This window comes from Thermoanaerobaculia bacterium (assembly GCA_035593605.1).
In the GTDB taxonomy this organism is placed as follows: Bacteria; Acidobacteriota; Thermoanaerobaculia; order UBA2201; family DAOSWS01; genus DAOSWS01.
Genome location: DAOSWS010000025.1, coordinates 36520 through 53758 on the forward strand (window position 1 = coordinate 36520; position 17239 = coordinate 53758).

The 17239-nt window shown below is 55.3% G+C and carries 15 protein-coding genes; 10 read left to right on the forward strand and 5 right to left on the reverse strand.

What is annotated here, in order from left to right; genetic code table 11:
• Window positions 1-24: 24 nt before the first annotated feature.
• From PLD04_12130 to PLD04_12170, 9 genes are all read left to right on the forward strand, one after another.
• Complete coding sequence (locus PLD04_12130) at window positions 25-2643, forward strand: CBS domain-containing protein (GenBank protein ID HXK69082.1); 2619 nt, start codon at window positions 25-27, stop codon at window positions 2641-2643.
• On the forward strand, window positions 2612-3247 hold the full coding sequence (locus PLD04_12135; protein ID HXK69083.1) for a hypothetical protein: 636 nt from the start codon (window positions 2612-2614) through the stop codon (window positions 3245-3247). Before PLD04_12130 ends, PLD04_12135 begins: the two co-directional genes overlap by 32 nt.
• A complete protein-coding gene (rsmD, locus tag PLD04_12140) occupies window positions 3216-3740 on the forward strand; it encodes a 16S rRNA (guanine(966)-N(2))-methyltransferase RsmD (protein HXK69084.1) in 525 nt (174 codons plus the stop codon). The genes PLD04_12135 and rsmD overlap by 32 nt, the downstream gene beginning before the upstream one ends.
• A gap of 79 nt (window positions 3741-3819) precedes the next feature.
• Window positions 3820-4491, forward strand: a complete 672-nt coding sequence (hypB, locus tag PLD04_12145) for a hydrogenase nickel incorporation protein HypB (protein HXK69085.1) — start codon at window positions 3820-3822, stop codon at window positions 4489-4491.
• On the forward strand, window positions 4440-6839 hold the full coding sequence (gene hypF, locus PLD04_12150) for a carbamoyltransferase HypF (GenBank protein ID HXK69086.1): 2400 nt from the start codon (window positions 4440-4442) through the stop codon (window positions 6837-6839). Before hypB ends, hypF begins: the two co-directional genes overlap by 52 nt.
• 83 nt (window positions 6840-6922) lie before the next feature.
• Complete coding sequence (locus PLD04_12155; protein ID HXK69087.1) at window positions 6923-7150, forward strand: HypC/HybG/HupF family hydrogenase formation chaperone; 228 nt, start codon at window positions 6923-6925, stop codon at window positions 7148-7150.
• The gene (gene hypD / locus PLD04_12160; GenBank protein HXK69088.1) at window positions 7147-8244 is read left to right on the forward strand and encodes a hydrogenase formation protein HypD; all 1098 of its coding nucleotides are present in this window, start codon (window positions 7147-7149) and stop codon (window positions 8242-8244) included. The genes PLD04_12155 and hypD overlap by 4 nt, the downstream gene beginning before the upstream one ends.
• Window positions 8241-9260, forward strand: a complete 1020-nt coding sequence (gene hypE / locus PLD04_12165; protein ID HXK69089.1) for a hydrogenase expression/formation protein HypE — start codon at window positions 8241-8243, stop codon at window positions 9258-9260. The genes hypD and hypE overlap by 4 nt, the downstream gene beginning before the upstream one ends.
• A gap of 350 nt (window positions 9261-9610) precedes the next feature.
• Window positions 9611-10267 carry a hypothetical protein gene (locus PLD04_12170; GenBank protein ID HXK69090.1) on the forward strand — a complete coding sequence of 219 codons (657 nt, stop codon included), beginning with the start codon at window positions 9611-9613 and terminating at the stop codon, window positions 10265-10267.
• Window positions 10268-10309: 42 nt separating this feature from the next.
• On the opposite strand, the gene PLD04_12175 is transcribed toward PLD04_12170, so the two are convergent.
• The 5 genes from PLD04_12175 to PLD04_12195 form a co-directional block, all read right to left on the reverse strand.
• The gene (locus tag PLD04_12175; GenBank protein ID HXK69091.1) at window positions 10310-10768 is read right to left on the reverse strand and encodes a hydrogenase maturation protease; all 459 of its coding nucleotides are present in this window, start codon (window positions 10766-10768) and stop codon (window positions 10310-10312) included.
• Between the two features lie 81 nt (window positions 10769-10849).
• The gene (locus PLD04_12180) at window positions 10850-12166 is read right to left on the reverse strand and encodes a Ni/Fe hydrogenase subunit alpha (protein ID HXK69092.1); all 1317 of its coding nucleotides are present in this window, start codon (window positions 12164-12166) and stop codon (window positions 10850-10852) included.
• Complete coding sequence (locus PLD04_12185; GenBank protein HXK69093.1) at window positions 12163-12924, reverse strand: NADH:ubiquinone oxidoreductase; 762 nt, start codon at window positions 12922-12924, stop codon at window positions 12163-12165. The genes PLD04_12180 and PLD04_12185 overlap by 4 nt, the downstream gene beginning before the upstream one ends.
• On the reverse strand, window positions 12921-13769 hold the full coding sequence (locus tag PLD04_12190) for an FAD/NAD(P)-binding protein (GenBank protein ID HXK69094.1): 849 nt from the start codon (window positions 13767-13769) through the stop codon (window positions 12921-12923). Before PLD04_12190 ends, PLD04_12185 begins: the two co-directional genes overlap by 4 nt.
• 1 nt (window position 13770) lies before the next feature.
• The gene (locus tag PLD04_12195; GenBank protein HXK69095.1) at window positions 13771-14802 is read right to left on the reverse strand and encodes a 4Fe-4S dicluster domain-containing protein; all 1032 of its coding nucleotides are present in this window, start codon (window positions 14800-14802) and stop codon (window positions 13771-13773) included.
• A 294-nt stretch (window positions 14803-15096) separates the two neighbouring features.
• On the opposite strand from PLD04_12195, the gene PLD04_12200 reads away from it, so the two are divergent.
• Window positions 15097-17239 (forward strand): FAD-dependent oxidoreductase (locus PLD04_12200; protein HXK69096.1); only part of this gene is annotated, 2143 nt, incomplete at its 3' end.

Here is a 17239-nt window from a genome sequence, read left to right on the forward strand (position 1 = left end):
AAATGAATCTGCTACTCTAAGGGTGTGAGACTGGTCACGACTCATCGGAATGCCGATTTTGATGCCTTCGGGGCCATGGTGGGACTCCGTCTTCTTGATCCTGCCGTGGTTTTTCATTTCCCGGGAGGGCAGGAAGTGGCTCTTCGGTCCTTCTTAAAGGCCGGTCTTTATTCGTATCCGGAGATAAAAACAGGAAACCTTCAAACGGCTGAACTGGAAAAGGTCTACCTTGTCGACACCGTTGAATATGCCGGTCTGGAAGGTGTCTTTGAGCGCATTCTCCAGGAGAGGGTTCCCCTGACCATCATCGATCATCACGATGAGCCCGGATCCTGGCTTGAGGACCATCCCCACGAGAGAATCTACCGTCGGCGCGGAAGTACATGCACGATCCTGACGGAACTTCTCGCTGAACAGAACATGGCCATCCCTTCCCTCGAGGCGACGCTCCTCCTGATGGGGATTCATGAGGACACGGGTCATATGCTCTTTCCGGAAACAACACCGGAGGATGTTCGGGCGGTGGATCTGCTTCTTCAATCCGGAGCCGATCTTTCCCTTGTGAAACGCTTTGCCCATCGGGAGCTGACCCCCCATCAGCTTCGCCTGCTCAACGGACTGGCCTCGAATGCGAGGACCTACACCATGCGGGGGCATCGGGTGACGCTGGCATCCCTGAACCTCGAGGCCTTTGAGGAAGATCTGGCCTATGTGGTTCACAAGTATGTCGATCTTTTTCAGGAGTCGGTTTTCATCGGCCTCTTTAACGAAGGGGGAAAGATTTTCCTGATCGGCCGGTCCCGCCACCCGGATGTGGACATTTCCGCCATCCTTTCATCCTTCTCCGGGGGGGGGCATGGTGCGGCTGCCGCGGGTGTGGTTCGAGGAAGGACCATCGTTGAAGTGCGGGAAGATCTGCTTCGTGTCCTGCAGGAATCTCTCCCGCCAAGACTCACAGCCCGGAGCGCCATGTCTCCGCATATTTACGGAATAAGGAAGGAACAGCAGGTTCAGGAGGCGCTGAACCGGCTGAATGAACTCAGGATCAACGCCATGCCGGTTTTTGAAGAAGAGGAGATCTGCGGTTCTGTAACCCGACAGCTTGTGGATGCCGCCATTCATCACGGTCTGGGCGGGGTCCCTGTGGATGAGATCATGCTGGGGAACCCTCCTGTGGTTTCACCGGATGAGCTTCTGGAAGACGTTGCAGAAACGATGAGGCGAAGCGGAATTCGATTTGTCGTAGTGCGGGAAGATGGAACTTATCAAGGTCTTGTTACCCGCATGGATGTCTATCGACATCTTCTTCCCGTGGCGCCGGATATTCTCCGCCATCTTGAAGACCGGTTTGCCCGGCTGGCTCCCAACCGTAGCTCTGTAATCCGGATCCTGGATCGTCAGCTTCGTCCGGAGGCGCTGGATCTCCTGAAAGTCATCGGGCAGACGGCGGAAGAGATGTCCATGAAAGCGTACCTTGTGGGCGGTGTCGTCCGGGATCTGCTGCTGGGAATTGAAGATGAAGATGTGGACATCGTTGTGGAAGGCGACGGAATCGCGTTTTCCGGAGTCCTGGCCAAACGTCTGGGTGCCCGGGTCCACACCCACGATACATTTCTGACCGCAAAAATCATGCTCGACACGGGCCGAACCATCGATATCGCCACGGCGCGTTCGGAATACTACCGGGCGCCGGCAGCCCTTCCGGATGTTCAGGCGAGCGTCCTGAGGCAGGACCTCTACCGCCGCGATTTCACCATCAATACCCTCACCCTGGCTCTCAACCCGGAAGATTTCGGTCATCTCATCGACTTTTTTGGCGGATATCAGGATCTGAAGAGTCAACACATCCGAATTCTTCACAGTCTCAGCTTTATCGAGGACCCGACGCGATGTTTCAGGGCGGTACAGCTCTGTGTCCGCCTGGGCTTCAAGCTCGCCTCGGACACGGAAAAGCTCATACTCCTTGCCGCGCAGAGAGATATTTTTGACCAGCTCAGCGGGAACCGCCTGTGGGAAGAGCTGAGGGAGATCTTTCTCCTTCCCGGAGTTGATCGGGCCATGGATATGATGGAACGGCTGAACCTTGTCAAGGTGATTCACCCGGACGCACAGGTCGGGAAACATTTCCGGCAGAAACTGGCAGGAGTTCGGGAAGTTCTATCCTGGTCCGCCATTGAAAAGCTGGACCCGCCTTCTCCGGAAATTCTTATCCTCTTCATTCTGCTGGAAAATGTGAAGGAATGGCATCTTGCACGTGTGGCCGCACGGCTGGACCTTCGAGGCCGGATGGCCGGGGTGATCGCAGATCATCGGCGGATTTCCCGGCAGCTGGAGGATGCATTGACGGGATCACTCTCCCCATCCGGTATCTATATCCTCATGGAACATGTTGATGATTATTACATCTACCATACGATGGCCGGGACCGGGCACGGGGAGGTTCGAGAGCGTATTCGCACCTTTCTTACCACCCTGAGGAAGGTTTCTCTTTCCATTCGGGGTCGCGATCTTATCGAGCTGGGGTTGTCGCCAGGTCCCATGGTTGGACGGGTACTCAGGGAAACCCTGCTGGCCAAGCTGGACGGACATTTAAAAACCCGGGAGGAAGAATGTGATTACGCTCTTCGCCTTGCTCGCGTTTAGTATCTCTCCGATGACTGCACCGACGCCTCTCCTTGAATACCAGAAGGCCAATGAGATCGCTTCCGAGCGGATCACGCTCTTTTCCGATGGAATCCTCGTACTGCTCCAGAAGGGCCCGGGAGAACAGGAGTCTCAGCTCCAGAGACAGCTCTCTCCGGAGGAACAAAAGGTCTATCTTCAGGTGCTAAATGAAATTGCCTGGAATGAGCTCAACCAGAAGATGGGGCAGGTCCATGGCGGAGATCTCACGGAACGGTTTTCGATTCGATATCAGCAGGGCAGTGCGAACTGGACAGTGACCGGCACGATGATGGACACCTTTCCCCTCCCCATGAACAGGCTGTTTGCCCTGATCGACGATCTTCGCGATCTCCTCATGACGCGGACCACCGATGTTCATCCTCTGATCTCCCGGCCTCCGGTCCCGGGTGACCGCCTGGTGGACTATCTCGGGAGAACCTTTGTTCTCCGATCGATACGCCCTGAAGATGGCGTGTACGTTCTTCAGGGAGAGAAGGAACCCTTCACGCTGGAGGTGACCCTGGAGCAGCTCCCATCGGTCATGAAAGATTATGCGGATTCTGGGCGGGACGCTTCGAGGTAGAACCATTCACCTGCCCCGGAAGACGGAGGTGCGTCCAACCACAGGGAGGGCGCGGGAAGGCTTTTTTTCCCATATCCAGAACGAGCTTCCCGGAGCCTCCTTTCTGGATGTCTTTGCCGGAAGCGGGTTGATGGGCATCGAGGCTCTGAGCCGGGGAGCCCGATCGGTTACCTTTATTGAAAGAGATGGTAACGTTCTGCAAGCTCTTCAAGGCAACCTTGCCGCTCTTCATCTGACAGCTGAGATCGTGAGTGGGGACGCCATGAAGATCCTGCCTCAGCTTCATGACAGGGGGAAATGCTTCACCATTGCCTATGCAGATCCTCCGTACGGATTTACCCGGTACGATGAACTCTACGATCTTCTTGTCAGCCTTGTTCCGGAGGGGGAGATTGCCATCGAAGCGGTAAAACCCCATCCACTATCCGTTGCCGGGGATCGTATCCTTACCTATGGGCAAACCATCATCGCCTGTTTCTACCGGCCAACCTGATGGACGGATCCTCCATTGGCCGGGATGGCTGTAAGATTTGGACCCTATCTGAGATAATGGGTTTCCAGGAGAGATCGATATGAATGAAACCGTTGTGGATGTTCAGAAGCGAGTCTTGAGTGACAATGACCGAATAGCTGAGGAGCTCCGGCAAAGTTTTTCTGACCGCGGTATTCTGGTCGCAAACCTGATCTCGTCACCCGGATCGGGAAAAACGACGCTTCTTGAATCTTCCATTCCCTCCCTGGTTCAACGATGCCGGGTGGCCGTTCTGGAAGGTGACATTGAAACGGAAAGGGATGCGGATCGATTGCGGAGCATGGGTGTGCCCGCCTATCAGATCCTCACGGGAGGAGCCTGTCACCTTGATGCCCGCCAGATTGCCCGTGCCCTTTCGGATGCCGATCTGGGACAACCCGATCTTCTCTTCATTGAGAATGTTGGAAATCTCATCTGCCCGACCTCCTATGACCTGGGGGAAGATTTTAAAGTAGCGCTTCTATCGGTGACGGAGGGAGATGATAAGCCCTTCAAGTATCCGGCGATCTTTTCGGCCGCCAACGTTACCGTCATTACGAAAAGTGATCTCTTAGCCCATGTCCGCTTTGATCTTGAGGCGGTGAAGAGGCAGATCCGGACATTGCGGCCCGATGGATCGATCTTTCTCACATCCTCCACGGGGGGGATCGGGATCGATTCATGGGTGGACTATCTTCTCCAGTGCCTGGAGACCAAGAGGACCGGATCCTGAATCGGAGCCGGGTCCGAAAGAGACTGACCTGCACAGGGCTGGTGCAGGGAGTCGGCTTCCGGCCGCTCGTACACCGTCTCGCGATCGAACGGGGACTTACCGGATCGGTATGGAACGATCCGGATGGAGCCGCGATCGAGATTGAAGGCTCAGAGGAACAAGTCCGCTCCTTTCTCGACGCACTGCCGGTGAGCCTTCCGGCCCTGGCCCGATTGGATCATCTGGAAATCCGGAACCTTCCTCCGAAAGGGGGCGCGGGATTTCGTGTGGATATGTCTCGAGTCGGTCAGAGGAAACGCGCTCTTCTTCCTCCCGATGCGGCCCTCTGTCCTGCATGCGATACGGAGATGTCGGATCCGGAAGACCGCCGGTACCGGTATCCCTTTACAACATGCACGGAATGCGGACCACGTTACACCCTGGTCCATGCCCTGCCCTACGACCGGTCCCGCACCTCCATGGCCTGTTTCCCCCTCTGCGAAGCCTGCGAGATGGAATATTCGACGGTCTCGGACAGGAGGTTTCATGCCGAGCCGATTGCATGTCCGGTCTGCGGACCCCGGTTGTGGCTGGTCGATTCCGGGGGCGGCCTGATCACCCGGGAGCACGTTGTAGATCGCGCGCGAAAGATGCTTGCAGAGGGATCCATCCTTGCAGTGAAAGGTCTCGGAGGATTTCAGCTCGCCTGCCGGGCTGACCGGAATCAGCCGGTCCGCAGACTCCGAACACTGAAAAACCGTTTAACCCGCCCCTTTGCACTTATGGGTCGCAGCATCGATGTCCTTAAAACGCTGGTCTCGCTATCCAACGAGGGAGAAACCCTGCTTCGATCCCCGCGGTCCCCCATCCTTCTTGCGCCGGTGCGGTCGGGCAGTTCTGTCGTTTCCGAGATCGCCCCGGGCCTCAAGGATCTGGGTGTGATGATCCCGACGACGCCGCTTCATCGGGAGCTCTTTCGGGATGCACCCTACGAAGTGCTGGTCATGACCTCGGGAAACCTGTCCGAGGAACCGATCTGTCGTGGAAACCGGGAGGCTATTGACAGGCTGGGACCCCTTTCCGACGCACTCCTTCTTCACGATCGGGACATTGTCCGGAGGGTGGATGACTCCGTTCTCCGACAGATAGACGAAGGTCCCGTTATGATTCGACGCTCCCGGGGATGGGTTCCCGATCCCCTGCCGCTTCCCCTTTCCCTGAAGGAACCGGTGCTTGCCCTGGGAGGGCACCTCCAGGTCACCGCCTGTATCGGGATCGGGGATCAAGCCTTTTTAACCCAGCATATTGGAGATCTGGATACACCGGCAGCCCGTGCCTTTCTGGAGGAGGCGGTGGAGGATCTGGAATCCTTTCTGGAAGTACGCCCGAAAGTGATCGTAACCGACATCCACCCAGATTATCCGACAACCTGGCTGGGGGAAAAGATGGCCGATTCGCGCGGCGGAAGGGTCATGCGGGTTCAGCACCATCTGGCCCACGCCTTCAGCCTGATGGGAGAAGAGGGCAGGATCCCCGGAGCGGATGAAAAGCAGCTCTCTATTCTTCTGGATGGAACCGGGTGGGGTCCCGACGGGAGTTCATGGGGGGGTGAGTGGATCTCAATCGGTCCTGAATTGGACTGGTCCCGGGTTGCCCATCTTGAGCCCCTGCCTCTCGTGGGAGGGGAGCAGGCCGTTCGGGAACCATGGCGCATCCTTGCGACAGCCCTGGCCCGATCGGGACGGACCGATCTCTTTGAAAAGATCCCTCTTGCCAACCTTGTCCCACCGAAAAAACTTCTTGAAGTAGGTCAGCTCTCTCTCTCCGGAACCTGGCCGTCAGCCTCAGGTGCGGGGCGAATCTTTGAGGCGGCGGGGGCCATGCTGGGTCTCGCACCCGTCAACCGCTACGAGGGGGAAGCGGCACAGCTTGCGGAAGCCGCCGCGGGCGGACGGAAGGGTTCAACCGTCTGGGGGGAGTTGGAATTCCTTCTTTCCAGAGAGACGAGAATTCTTCCCTCCGCCGCGCTGTTGACTGAAGGAGCCCGTCGTCTTGCGGAAGGGGAAGACCCGGATGAGGTGGCCTCGTCGTTTCACGCCACCTTTGCAAGGCTGGTGAGGTGCATGACTCGAAACGTTGCACCCTCAAGAACTCTTCCCGTGGCCGCGGGGGGAGGGTGCCTGGTCAATCGGCTTCTCCGATCCGGTCTTCGGAATGAATTTTCAACCGAAGGAATCCCTCTATTCCTGCCTTCGATCCTTCCTCCCGGGGACGGGGGGCTTGCCTTCGGCCAGGTTGTGGCTGCATCCCTGGTCCTGCAGAATCATCTCGATCCTGTGTACCTGGAAAGCCCTTGTTCCGTTCTATAAACATATCATAAAGGTAGATCCGAATCGGAGATATTTTCTGCCTGCCATGGTAAGATGAAAACTCATCCACGGAGGTTTTCACCATGTGCCTGGCCGTTCCCATGAAACTGATCGAACGCGCGGATACCGAGGGTGTCGTTGAGCTGAACGGTGTTCAAAGAACCGTCTCTCTCATGCTCTTACCCGATGCCCGCGTGGGAAACTATCTTCTCATTCACGCCGGCTATGCCCTGAGCGAAATCGACGAGACGGAAGCCCGGGAAACCCTGGCACTCCTCGGGGAACTTGCCGCATGCGCGGAAGAGGCATGAACACCACCGATCTCTATCATGACAGCCGGGTCGTTCGGTCCCTGGTGGATCAGATTCACAGGGCTTCCCGTGGCCTTCCCCGTTCGATCACGATCATGGAAGTCTGCGGTACCCATACCCATGCCATCGCCCGGGCCGGGCTGCGTCACCTTATGCCGGAAGAAATCCGCCTCATATCAGGGCCGGGATGCCCTGTCTGCGTCACCCCGGTTTCCTTTCTCGATCGGGCCCTGGTTCTGGGCCGAAGACCTTCCACCCGTCTGGCCACCTTTGGCGATCTCTACCGCGTTCCTTCCAGTTCCCTCTCCCTGGAGACGGCCCACGCAGAGGGAATTCAGGTGGATATCGTCTATTCTCCCCGGGACTGCATGAAACTGGCCCGGGAAAACCCGGATGAGTTGATCATCTTCCTGGCGGTCGGGTTCGAAACGACCGCACCTACGATTGCGGCCCTTCTTGTAGAGGCCGATCAATCCAACCTTTCGAACCTCATGATCCTTCCCGGCAACAAAATCATGCCCCCCCCGCTTCGTACTCTGTCCGAAGATCCGGACCTGCAGGTGGATGGGTTCCTTCTCCCCGGACACGTTTCGGTGGTCATTGGAGCGGCGGCCTACGCATTCCTGCCGGATGAGTATGAAAAGTTCTCCGCCATTGTCGGGTTTACGCCCGCGGATATCCTGCGGGGTGTCCTGGAAATCGTAAAACAGGTGAAGGATGAGACGCCCTGTGTCCGGAATCTCTACGAGCGGGTGGTGAGTGACGGGGGGAACCGGAATGCCCTTGCACTCATGGACCGGGTCTTTCACCCCTGCGATGCGGAGTGGCGGGGGCTGGGAGTGATCCCGGGCTCCGGCCTGACCCTGCGGGAGCCCTTCGCCCACCGGAATGCGGAGAGGATCGATGTGGACATGTCTCCCGCACGGGAACCGGCCGGCTGTCGATGCGGGGACATTCTTAAAGGGACCCTCGATCCGCCCGGGTGTCCGCTCTTTGGTAAAGAATGTCATCCCGATAGCCCTGTCGGTGCCTGTATGGTGTCCAGTGAGGGCTCCTGTTCCGCCTGGTATCGGCACGAGAAGAGATCGTTATGAAACCGGAACGATTAATCCAGTTAGCCCACGGAGCCGGCGGACGGGCCATGCAGAGCCTGATCCGGGATCTCTTTCTGAACCATTTTCAAAACCCCCATCTGGAGCCCCTGTCCGATGCAGCGGTTCTCTCCCCGATTTCGGGTGGAAGACCGGCACTGACGACCGACGGCTTTGTTGTGGATCCCCCGATCTTTCCCGGCGGAGATCTCGGCCACCTGTCCATCTGCGGTACGGTGAATGATCTGGCAGTGGCAGGGGCCCGTCCCAGGGAAATTACCTGGGCCCTGATCCTGGAAGAGGGTTGCCCCATCGACCTCGTGGAACGATGCGTGATCAGCGCCGCGAAGGCCGCCCGAGAGGCGGGTGTCTCCATCGTGGCGGGAGATACCAAGGTCGTACCCCGGGGCCGGGGAGACCGGATCTTTATCGTCTCGGCCGGTCTGGGTATAGTCCCGGAAGGAAGAGACACGGGAGACCACCGTCTCTCAACCGGGGACCTGCTGATCCTTTCCGGTCCGCCCGGGGATCACGCGGCCGCGATCATGGCCGCCCGGCACGGCCTGGCCCCGGGTTCCCTGGTGTCCGACTGCGCACCGGTCAACGGCCTGGTGGAAGCACTCTTTGAAGACAAAGTGGATGTCCACACGATGCATGACCCCACCCGGGGAGGATTGACGGCAGTCCTGAACGAAATGGCGTTCCGTTCCGGTCTGGCACTTCGAATTCATGAATCCGATGTTTCCATCAATCCCGCTGCCTCCACCGTGTTTGAGCTTCTGGGCCTGGATTTTCTTTCGATGGCATCCGAAGGAAGGATCCTCCTGGCTCTCCCCTCATCCCATGCAGAACGAGCCATTCGGTGTCTCCGTTCCCATCCCCTCGGCCGGGATGCCTCCGTGATCGGAGAGGTTCTCGGGCCCCATCAGGATCGCGCCCCCGTGACCATAAAGAACGCATACGGTGTGGAAAGGGTTCTGGACCTGCTTTCGGGATCGGACCTGCCAAGGATCTGCTGATCGTTCCACTTTAACCCTGTTTCTCCCGGAACTGTTTGTGGTACGATGTCGGCAGGGAATTATAAATAAATACCATGCGGGAGAAACAGCGACAATGTTGAGGGGGGATTCCGATAGACAGGAAGGAATACGAGAAACCCGAGATCATTCACTCTGAGCCCATCGAGGGGGTTGGCGTTGCCTGTACACCAAGCGGCAAAGATTCCCCCATCACCTGCCCGTCAGGCCCCATCCAATCGTAAATGAGTGCTATGAAATGAGGCTGAGGTTGGAGAAGGAGTGGAGACATCAAAGATGATTGAAAATTTGAACGACGCGATAAGCGTTCAAGTTCTGGTCCCGGTTTTTATATGATGTTACATAAAGAGAAAACTGAACAGAACCAAATTCCTTACCCATTATTGTTTGCATCTTATGATACATATTATTTTTTGCCAATTATGGGTTATGCTGTTAAATTACTTGATTTTATAGTAAGTGAAATTGATAGAGTATTCCTTGATAAGTTAGATGCCTTGGTGTTTTTTGATAACATTTTAAGTGATGGAATCGTTACTCCTGAGGATTATGTGTCTTTTGAATATTTCCCTGAAGGTGCTAAATATGAAGGTTGGAAGGAATTACATTTATATATATATGAGTCGATGCTATCGACAATACACTTTCAATACCGAGATACTTTATATTGGAAATATATTAGATTGACAGATATATTATATTTTTTGTTCCATGGTCATACATATTTTGAATATTCTTTAATTTCGGCTTTAGTGTATTTTAGAAATTCTCTATATAATTCTAGTATAGATACCGGAGATATGACTGAAGAAATTACAGATATATTACTGAGATATCATGTTTTCAGATACGGAAAGAATGCAAAAAATAAAGCTTATTTTAAATCTCATTTATGTACAATAAGACATTTTCTTGCAAAAGGAAGAAAATATCAATGGGAAAAAAGAATTAGGGAACATAAAACCAATAAAACAAAGATCAGACCTTGAGTACTGGCTGTTATTAACTGCACCAATTATGAGTAGCGGTGGTTATTCTGTTTCAATCACGGCCGAAAGGGTTGTGGAAATATACTCTTTCATTCGTGACTGGAGGAGGGGCGACAGCTCCATGACGGAGGCCATGGTCCCGGGCTGAATTCCCAGGATTCGGATGGGGGGAATCGTGTATCCGAGCTTTTTCCCCAGCTGGATCACCTTGAGGATGTCGCTCTCGTGGGTGGTCATCCCGGTCGATGGTTTAAAGGAATCGACATCTTGGGGCGAAAAGATACGAAATTCACCGGGAGATATCCCCATGTCCACCGCGTCCACGATGACGATCTTCTCCGTTTCCTCGGTGCAGTAGAAGAGCAGGTTCATGGCGTTGGCGGAAAGGTCGATAGCCCGAAAGTCCCGGTCCAGGTTCTCCTGGATGATGTGCTCCACGATCCTGAGCCCGATGGAGTCGTCGCCCATCGTGTAGTTGCCGAGGCCAAGGAGATATCGCATGGACCGGATGGTACCACGGCTCCGGTGCAAGAAAAAGGGCGTCCTACAGGACGCCCCGGTTGTCTGGCATGGACTGAACCTTTAGTCCTTGAACCGGACCTTCAGGTAGTGAGTGGAACAGGATATACAGGGGTCATAGGCACGAACCAGCATTTCCATGGCCAGTTCCAGCTCCTTCTCCGACTTCCCGGCCTGGAGGAGCTCGGGAAAGAACTTTTCGAGGTCGAGCTGGATGTTGGCGTGGTTCTGGTTGGTGGGAATGATGCAGTTCCCCGCCCTGCACATGCCCTTGTTGTCATAGGTGTAGTCGTGAAAGAGAATGCCGCGGGGAACTTCCACGGCACTGGCTCCCTGACCGAAGCGGGTGGGCTGCACAAGCTCTTCGATGCGGAGTCCCTCTTCAAGGATTTCGTCCAGGAGACGGATCGATTCAAAGACGCTGTGAGCGGCTTCCACGAGTTGTGCCACGTTGTTCATGAAGGGGTTGCAATTGACGGGTTTCAGACCGAAGGCATCGGCGATCTGCTTTGCCTTGGGGTGGAGCTGGTCGTAGTTGTTGTTGAAGCGGGCCAGGGCCCCGGCCATGTAGCTGTCCATTTTGTTCTTCGTGTACTTGGCCGTGGAGCGGGGATGTACGTACTCATTGGTGATTCGGCGATACTCGGAGACGGGCCATCGTTCTTTTGTCCCGTCGGGCATAACCGTCTGGACAAAGCCGCGGAGGAAGGCATAGTCTTCATCATTGGAAAGGGCCATGTACTCCGTGGGCCGCTCGAATGCGGGCAGATTACCGGCAACAGAGAGAACTATATTAACCGTGGCTTCGAGATCGGGATTCAGGCCCTGCAGGTCAGCCCGTAACTTGCGGAGCTCCTCCATGGTCGGGTATTCGGAAAAACCTCCGGGAACCGGGCGGGTGGGATGAGTGCTTCGTCCGGCAAAGAGAGACGCCCAGTCCGCGCCGACTTTCTTCATCCGGAGAGCCCGGATCACTGCCTCCCCGTGGGTGGGAACGAGGGGAAAGACGGAAGGAGCGCCCAGCAGGTCGGGAGCCACGAGGAAGTAGAGATGGAGAATGTGGGAGTCAAAATTCTCCGCATGCATCAGGATGTCGCGGAGCTTTTGCGTCTGCGGGGAGACTTCAATGCCCAGGGCGGCCTCAGTGGCCTGGACCGAAGCCAGGGTGTGACCGACGGAGCAGATGCCGCAGATACGGCTTGTGATGCGTGCCACTTCGGTGTAGTGACGGCCGCGCACCATGGCTTCAAAGAACCGGGGCGCCTCGGGAACCTGCCATTCGATGCGGTCGATCGTCCCGTTGGTTACATCGGCAATGATATTCCCGTGGCCTTCGACCCGGGTGAGGTGGTGAACGTTGATGGAGATGTTCTTGCTCATTGTGCATCCCTCCTCAGGTTGGCGGTGAAGATCCGGGAGAGGTTTTGTGCCCGTTCCGCGGGAAGGTTGGCGCGTGTAACAAGGACTTCCTCCAGAGCCTCCTCGTTCGGATGGTCCACAAATCCACGGCAGGCTTCACAGGGAATGCCGTCGGCAGGGCAGGGGGCTCCGCATCCGGCGCGGGCCACCAGTCCGAGGCAGTGACCTCCCACCTGGTATCGGCACACGGTCTCCCGCATTTTGCATTCCACGCACACGGGATGGTTCGGGATGACGGGATCCTTCCCGTGAAGCAGGTGGGAAACGATATAGACAAATTCTTTGCGATCCATGGGACACCCGTTGATCGTATAGTCAACCTTGATAGCCGCAGAGATGGGACGGGCAAAGGTGGAGTCCAGATGCGGGAGAGAGGCATCCTTGCCATAGACATCTTCTTTGTAATCGCTCTGATGGTTCTTCAGAGCGTTTATGCCTCCCGTCGCCGCACAGGCACCGAATGCAATCACGACCCCGGCCCTCTGACGAATCGACTCCAGGCGCTTCCGGTCCGCTTCCCGGGTAAAGCTTCCTTCCACGAATGCGATGTCAATCGGTTCCGTAGTCTGTTCTTTCATAACCTCCCGGAATTCGACAAACTCCAGATGGTTGAGGAGCTCCAGAAATACGGGATCGGACAGGTTGGTCAGTTCAACCTGACATCCTTCACAGGATGCGAAATCAAAAAATGCGACCCGGACCTTTTTCTTTTCGCTCATGAGAAGGCCTCCTCGAGATTTTTGATGTCCTTGAAGCAGAAGACCGGTCCGTCGGCACAGACGTAGACGTCGTTAATCTGGCAATGACCGCACTTGCCGACGCCACATTTCATTCTCCGCTCCAGGTCGACAAAGATGTGGCTGTGGGGAACACCCAGGGTGACAAGGTCGGCAATGACGAACTTGTACATGATGGGAGGGCCGCAGATGACTGCCCAGGTATCGGGCGTGATTTCTGTCTTTCGAAAGAGCGTCGTGATTACGCCAACATTTCCGGTCCAGGTATCGTCGGCCCGATCCACCGTCTGATGAAAGTCCACATCGCTGGATGCTCGCCATGCCGCGATGTCATCCAGAAAGAGTTGATCCGAGGGGGTCCGGCATCCAAAAAAGAGAGTGAATTTCTGAAAGTCCTGCCGGCAATCCAGAATGTATTGGATCAGGCTCCGTGTCGGGCAGAGTCCGATCCCTCCCGCCACGATCAGGATGTTCTTTCCCTTGAACTCCTCCACGGGGAAGCCATGGCCCAGAGGTCCCCTGACCCAGAGGGAATCACCCTTTTGAAGCTTGTTGATGGCCGTGGAGACACGGCCCACGGTCCGTACCACGATGTCAAAGGTATTCTTTCGTGTGGGTGAGGATGCTAGCCCGATGGGAATTTCGCCATATCCGAAGAGAGAGACCTCCAGGATCTGTCCCGGCTGAAAGTCCATGGGGTTTCCATCCTTCATCTTCAGGGTGAAGTGCTTTTCTGTGGGTGAAACCATTTCTGCACGGACAATTTCCGTTTCCCGGGGAAGAAAGATGTTGGGATAGCGTTCCTGGTGATGTACCTGTGCGCTCATCTTATACCTCCATAATCCTTGAAACGATCCGCACCGGGTCTGCAATATCGGGCACACAACCAACAGAGCATCGGCCGCATCCGACACAGGCGGGACTGTCCAGCTTTTCATTCAGGTAAGCAGTCTTTCGCATGACCCGATGGCGGAATCTCTCGCTGCGGTCCTCCCGGAAATTTTCGCAGGCGCCGGCTCCCAGGGAGACTTTGGCAAAATCCTCACAGAGACAACCGTCCCACGAGCGGGTCCGACGGCCGGAAACCTGATCCAGGTTCCAGGTATCCTGAACGTCAAAGCAGTAACAGGTCGGGCAGACGATATTGCAGGTGCCGCAGGAGAAGCATTGTTTTGAAAGGTCGTCCCAGATGGGATTCTTGAAGGCATTGCGCACCTTCTCCGCAATTTCATCCGAGGAGAAGTCAAGCTTCTCCTGACAGAGATGGTGCATCTGGTTGTTGATTCGAGCGGCTTCGTCGATCTCTTCCCGGGATGCATCCTGGTGGTCTGCATGTTCAAGAAGAGTCATTCCCTTTACGGTCCGGACCTCAAGCACATACCCGCCATCGATCTTTGTCAGAAAGGCGTCATGCCCCTTCGGCAGCAGGTTCCGGCCCACACTGCCCCAGAAGGCCCGGGGAGAAACCTTTTGAACACTGGAGCCGACAAGGATGGTCTTTTCCCTCTGTGCAAGATAGTTATTGTCCGGATACCGTTCTTCGAAGAGAGTATCCAGCATGTCAATGGCTTTAATGTCGTAGAAGTGTACCCCAAACAGGACCATGGGAACCGGATTGATCCCGCTGGCCACTCCATCGGGCCCAAAGGTCACGAGATCCTGTTTTACCGGGAAAAAGACTTTTTTGGGAGGAAGAATTGTGACATCATAGTCCAGACGAAGGTCCTCAGCGGAAGCCAGGCGATCGAAGATGAACTTCGTCTTTCTGGCAACAGGACCGATGACCGGGTACGCCTTTACGAGCCTGTTGATAAAATCCGGGAAGCAGGCGTCACGGATAACAACGTGCTTGGTGTCCATTGACCTTGTGTCTCCTTTCACGTAAGGTGAAACTGTCGCGCGATCACGGAATCGTGATACACATTGACTTTATTAAATCTGCGCATTTTATAACGGAATGGCGGAGATGTCAACGCACAGGTATGGCTGAATGCGTTATTGTGAAATAACACACAATTTAGGACAGGCCCTGCTCTGAGCCGTGTTTTCTTCAACAATCCTGCGTCTTTGGGGTTTGGAAATGAATCTGGATCGGAAAATTCCATGTCGAGATTGACAGGCCCGATTCCGCTCCGATAGAATGAAAGCGGGAAAATGTCCACCGATAAAGGTATGAGGGGTTCCGGGAGGTATACAAAGTCAATCACTCCGCAGGAGAGAGAAGAAGATTCTCACGATCATGAGTTTCTGAGAGTCCTGGCTCACCAGATCAAATCCCCGATTAACACGATAGAATCGATGCTCCACTCTCTCTCGGAAGGTCTTGCCGGGGATCTTCCGCCCCGGGCGAAATATTTCATCGAAAAGGCCATCCATAAGGCGGACGAAGCCCGAAACCTGGTTGCGGACATTCTTTTTTTTGAAATGGTTGTGGACCGACCGGAGGAAAGCCGGATTGAGCTTGATTTTTCCAGTGTCATGGCCAACCTGGTGTCCAGTTATCACGCCCAGGCTTCAGATAAGAATGTGACACTTTCCTTTTATGCACCGACAGGTCTCAAGATCATGATGGAGGGAAACCAGACCGGCCTTGAGCATGCTTTTCGAAACCTGATTGATAATGCCATCAAGTACACTCCTGAGGGGGGAGAAGTCACCATCTCTCTGTCCTTTGACGAAGAAACTCATTTGGCTACACTGGCCATCACTGATACGGGAGCCGGAATTCCTGAGGATGAGCTGGATTCCATCTTTGAGCCTTTTTATCGATCGAGACAGCACCGCGGACAGGTATCGGGAACCGGTCTGGGGCTTCCCATTACGCGCCGTGTGATTCTGAACCATGGCGGTACGATTGTCGTCGAATCCGAAGTCGGCCACGGAACTACCTTCACCATTACGCTTCCCATCGTTCGTGTCGATGAACAGACCGAAGATTCAGTACCCAGAACCCGTGTGGTGATTATCGGAGGGGTGACGGCCGGTCCCAAGCTGGCGGCGCGTCTTCGCCGCTTGAACCAGGATATCTCCATTACCATTATTGAAAAGAGCGAATTTCTATCTTACAGCGGTTGCGGACTTCCCTACTATGTAAGCGGCAAGGTTTCAACCCCGAAAGCCCTGATGTCCACGACCGATAATACCCTGCGCGATGTCCACTACTTCCATGCCATCAAGGATGTGACCATCCGGAACAAGACGCTGGCCACATCCATCAACCGCCTGAATAAGAGTGTGGCCGTGCAGGATCTGTCTACCTATCGGACCGACAAGATCCCCTACGACATTCTGGTGCTGGCAACGGGGGCTGTTCCCCATGTTCCCGACATCCCCGGTATTGAAGAGCAGGGTATCTACTCGTTTTACAGGATTGAAGACGCCGAAGCCCTGAAGAAGCGTCTCCAGCATGCCAGGGCTCATGACGTATATATCATCGGAGGGGGTCTCATCGGAGCTGAAACCAGTGAGTCCCTCGCCGACGCCGGCGCCCGGGTTACGATCCTGGAAAAAGAACCCTGTCTCCTATCCAACCTTCTGGACCATTCGATCTGTCACAAAATTCAGAAGGATCTTGGAGCCAAGGGAATCAAAACCGTGACCGGGTGTGCGGTGGAGAGGATCCTGAAAAGGGGAGACAAGCTTTCCATTGTCACGGAGCAGGATGTCTTCCAGGCAGACTTTATCCTTCTCTCCGCGGGCGTCAAACCCAATACGGAGCTGGCCCGACAGGCCGGGTTGGAAATCTCTCCCTCAGGCGGGATCCGGGTGGATGAATATCTGCGAACCAGCGATCCCACGATTTTTGCTGTGGGCGATTGCGCCTCCACGCCTCATCGGCTGACCGATCGCCCCAGTTACTGGCCCCTCGGATCCGTTTCGACGCGCATGGGAAGGGTTGCCGCTGATGTGATAGCGGGCAGGGATGTTGTTTTCCCCGGGACGATCGGAACCTGCATGTTCAAGGTGTACGAGAATACGGTGGCACGGACGGGCCTCACCTGTGCCGCTGCTAAGGAGGCGGGATTTGATCCCGAATCCATCGTTGTATCCGGCCTGGATCGAGCGCACTACATTCCCGGTGCACACTCCATTCTTCTGAAGGTGATCGCCGACCGTTCCTCCCGTGTTCTTCTTGGAGCCCAGGGATACGGAAAAGGCGATGTGGACAAAAGAATCGAACTTCTGGCCGCGGCGATATTTCAGAAAATGACCCTGGAGGAGTTTGTCGATATTGATCTTGGATACTTCCCGGCCTTTAACAACCCCATCGATCTGGTTCAACACGCCTGCTGCTCCC

Excerpts from the sequence above, each read along its gene's own strand:
- PLD04_12190 (HXK69094.1), bottom strand. The coding sequence starts at position 13,769 with ATGAGCGCACAGGTACATCACCAGGAACGCTATCCCAACATCTTTCTT.
- PLD04_12185 (HXK69093.1), bottom strand. The coding sequence starts at position 12,924 with ATGAGCGAAAAGAAAAAGGTCCGGGTCGCATTTTTTGATTTCGCATCC.
- hypF (HXK69086.1), top strand. The coding sequence starts at position 4,440 with ATGGGTGGACTATCTTCTCCAGTGCCTGGAGACCAAGAGGACCGGATC.
- hypB (HXK69085.1), top strand. The coding sequence starts at position 3,820 with ATGAATGAAACCGTTGTGGATGTTCAGAAGCGAGTCTTGAGTGACAAT.
- hypE (HXK69089.1), top strand. The coding sequence starts at position 8,241 with ATGAAACCGGAACGATTAATCCAGTTAGCCCACGGAGCCGGCGGACGG.
- PLD04_12195 (HXK69095.1), bottom strand. The coding sequence starts at position 14,802 with ATGGACACCAAGCACGTTGTTATCCGTGACGCCTGCTTCCCGGATTTT.
- PLD04_12155 (HXK69087.1), top strand. The coding sequence starts at position 6,923 with ATGTGCCTGGCCGTTCCCATGAAACTGATCGAACGCGCGGATACCGAG.
- PLD04_12170 (HXK69090.1), top strand. The coding sequence starts at position 9,611 with ATGATGTTACATAAAGAGAAAACTGAACAGAACCAAATTCCTTACCCA.
- PLD04_12180 (HXK69092.1), bottom strand. The coding sequence starts at position 12,166 with ATGAGCAAGAACATCTCCATCAACGTTCACCACCTCACCCGGGTCGAA.
- PLD04_12175 (HXK69091.1), bottom strand. The coding sequence starts at position 10,768 with ATGCGATATCTCCTTGGCCTCGGCAACTACACGATGGGCGACGACTCC.
- hypD (HXK69088.1), top strand. The coding sequence starts at position 7,147 with ATGAACACCACCGATCTCTATCATGACAGCCGGGTCGTTCGGTCCCTG.
- rsmD (HXK69084.1), top strand. The coding sequence starts at position 3,216 with ATGCGGATTCTGGGCGGGACGCTTCGAGGTAGAACCATTCACCTGCCC.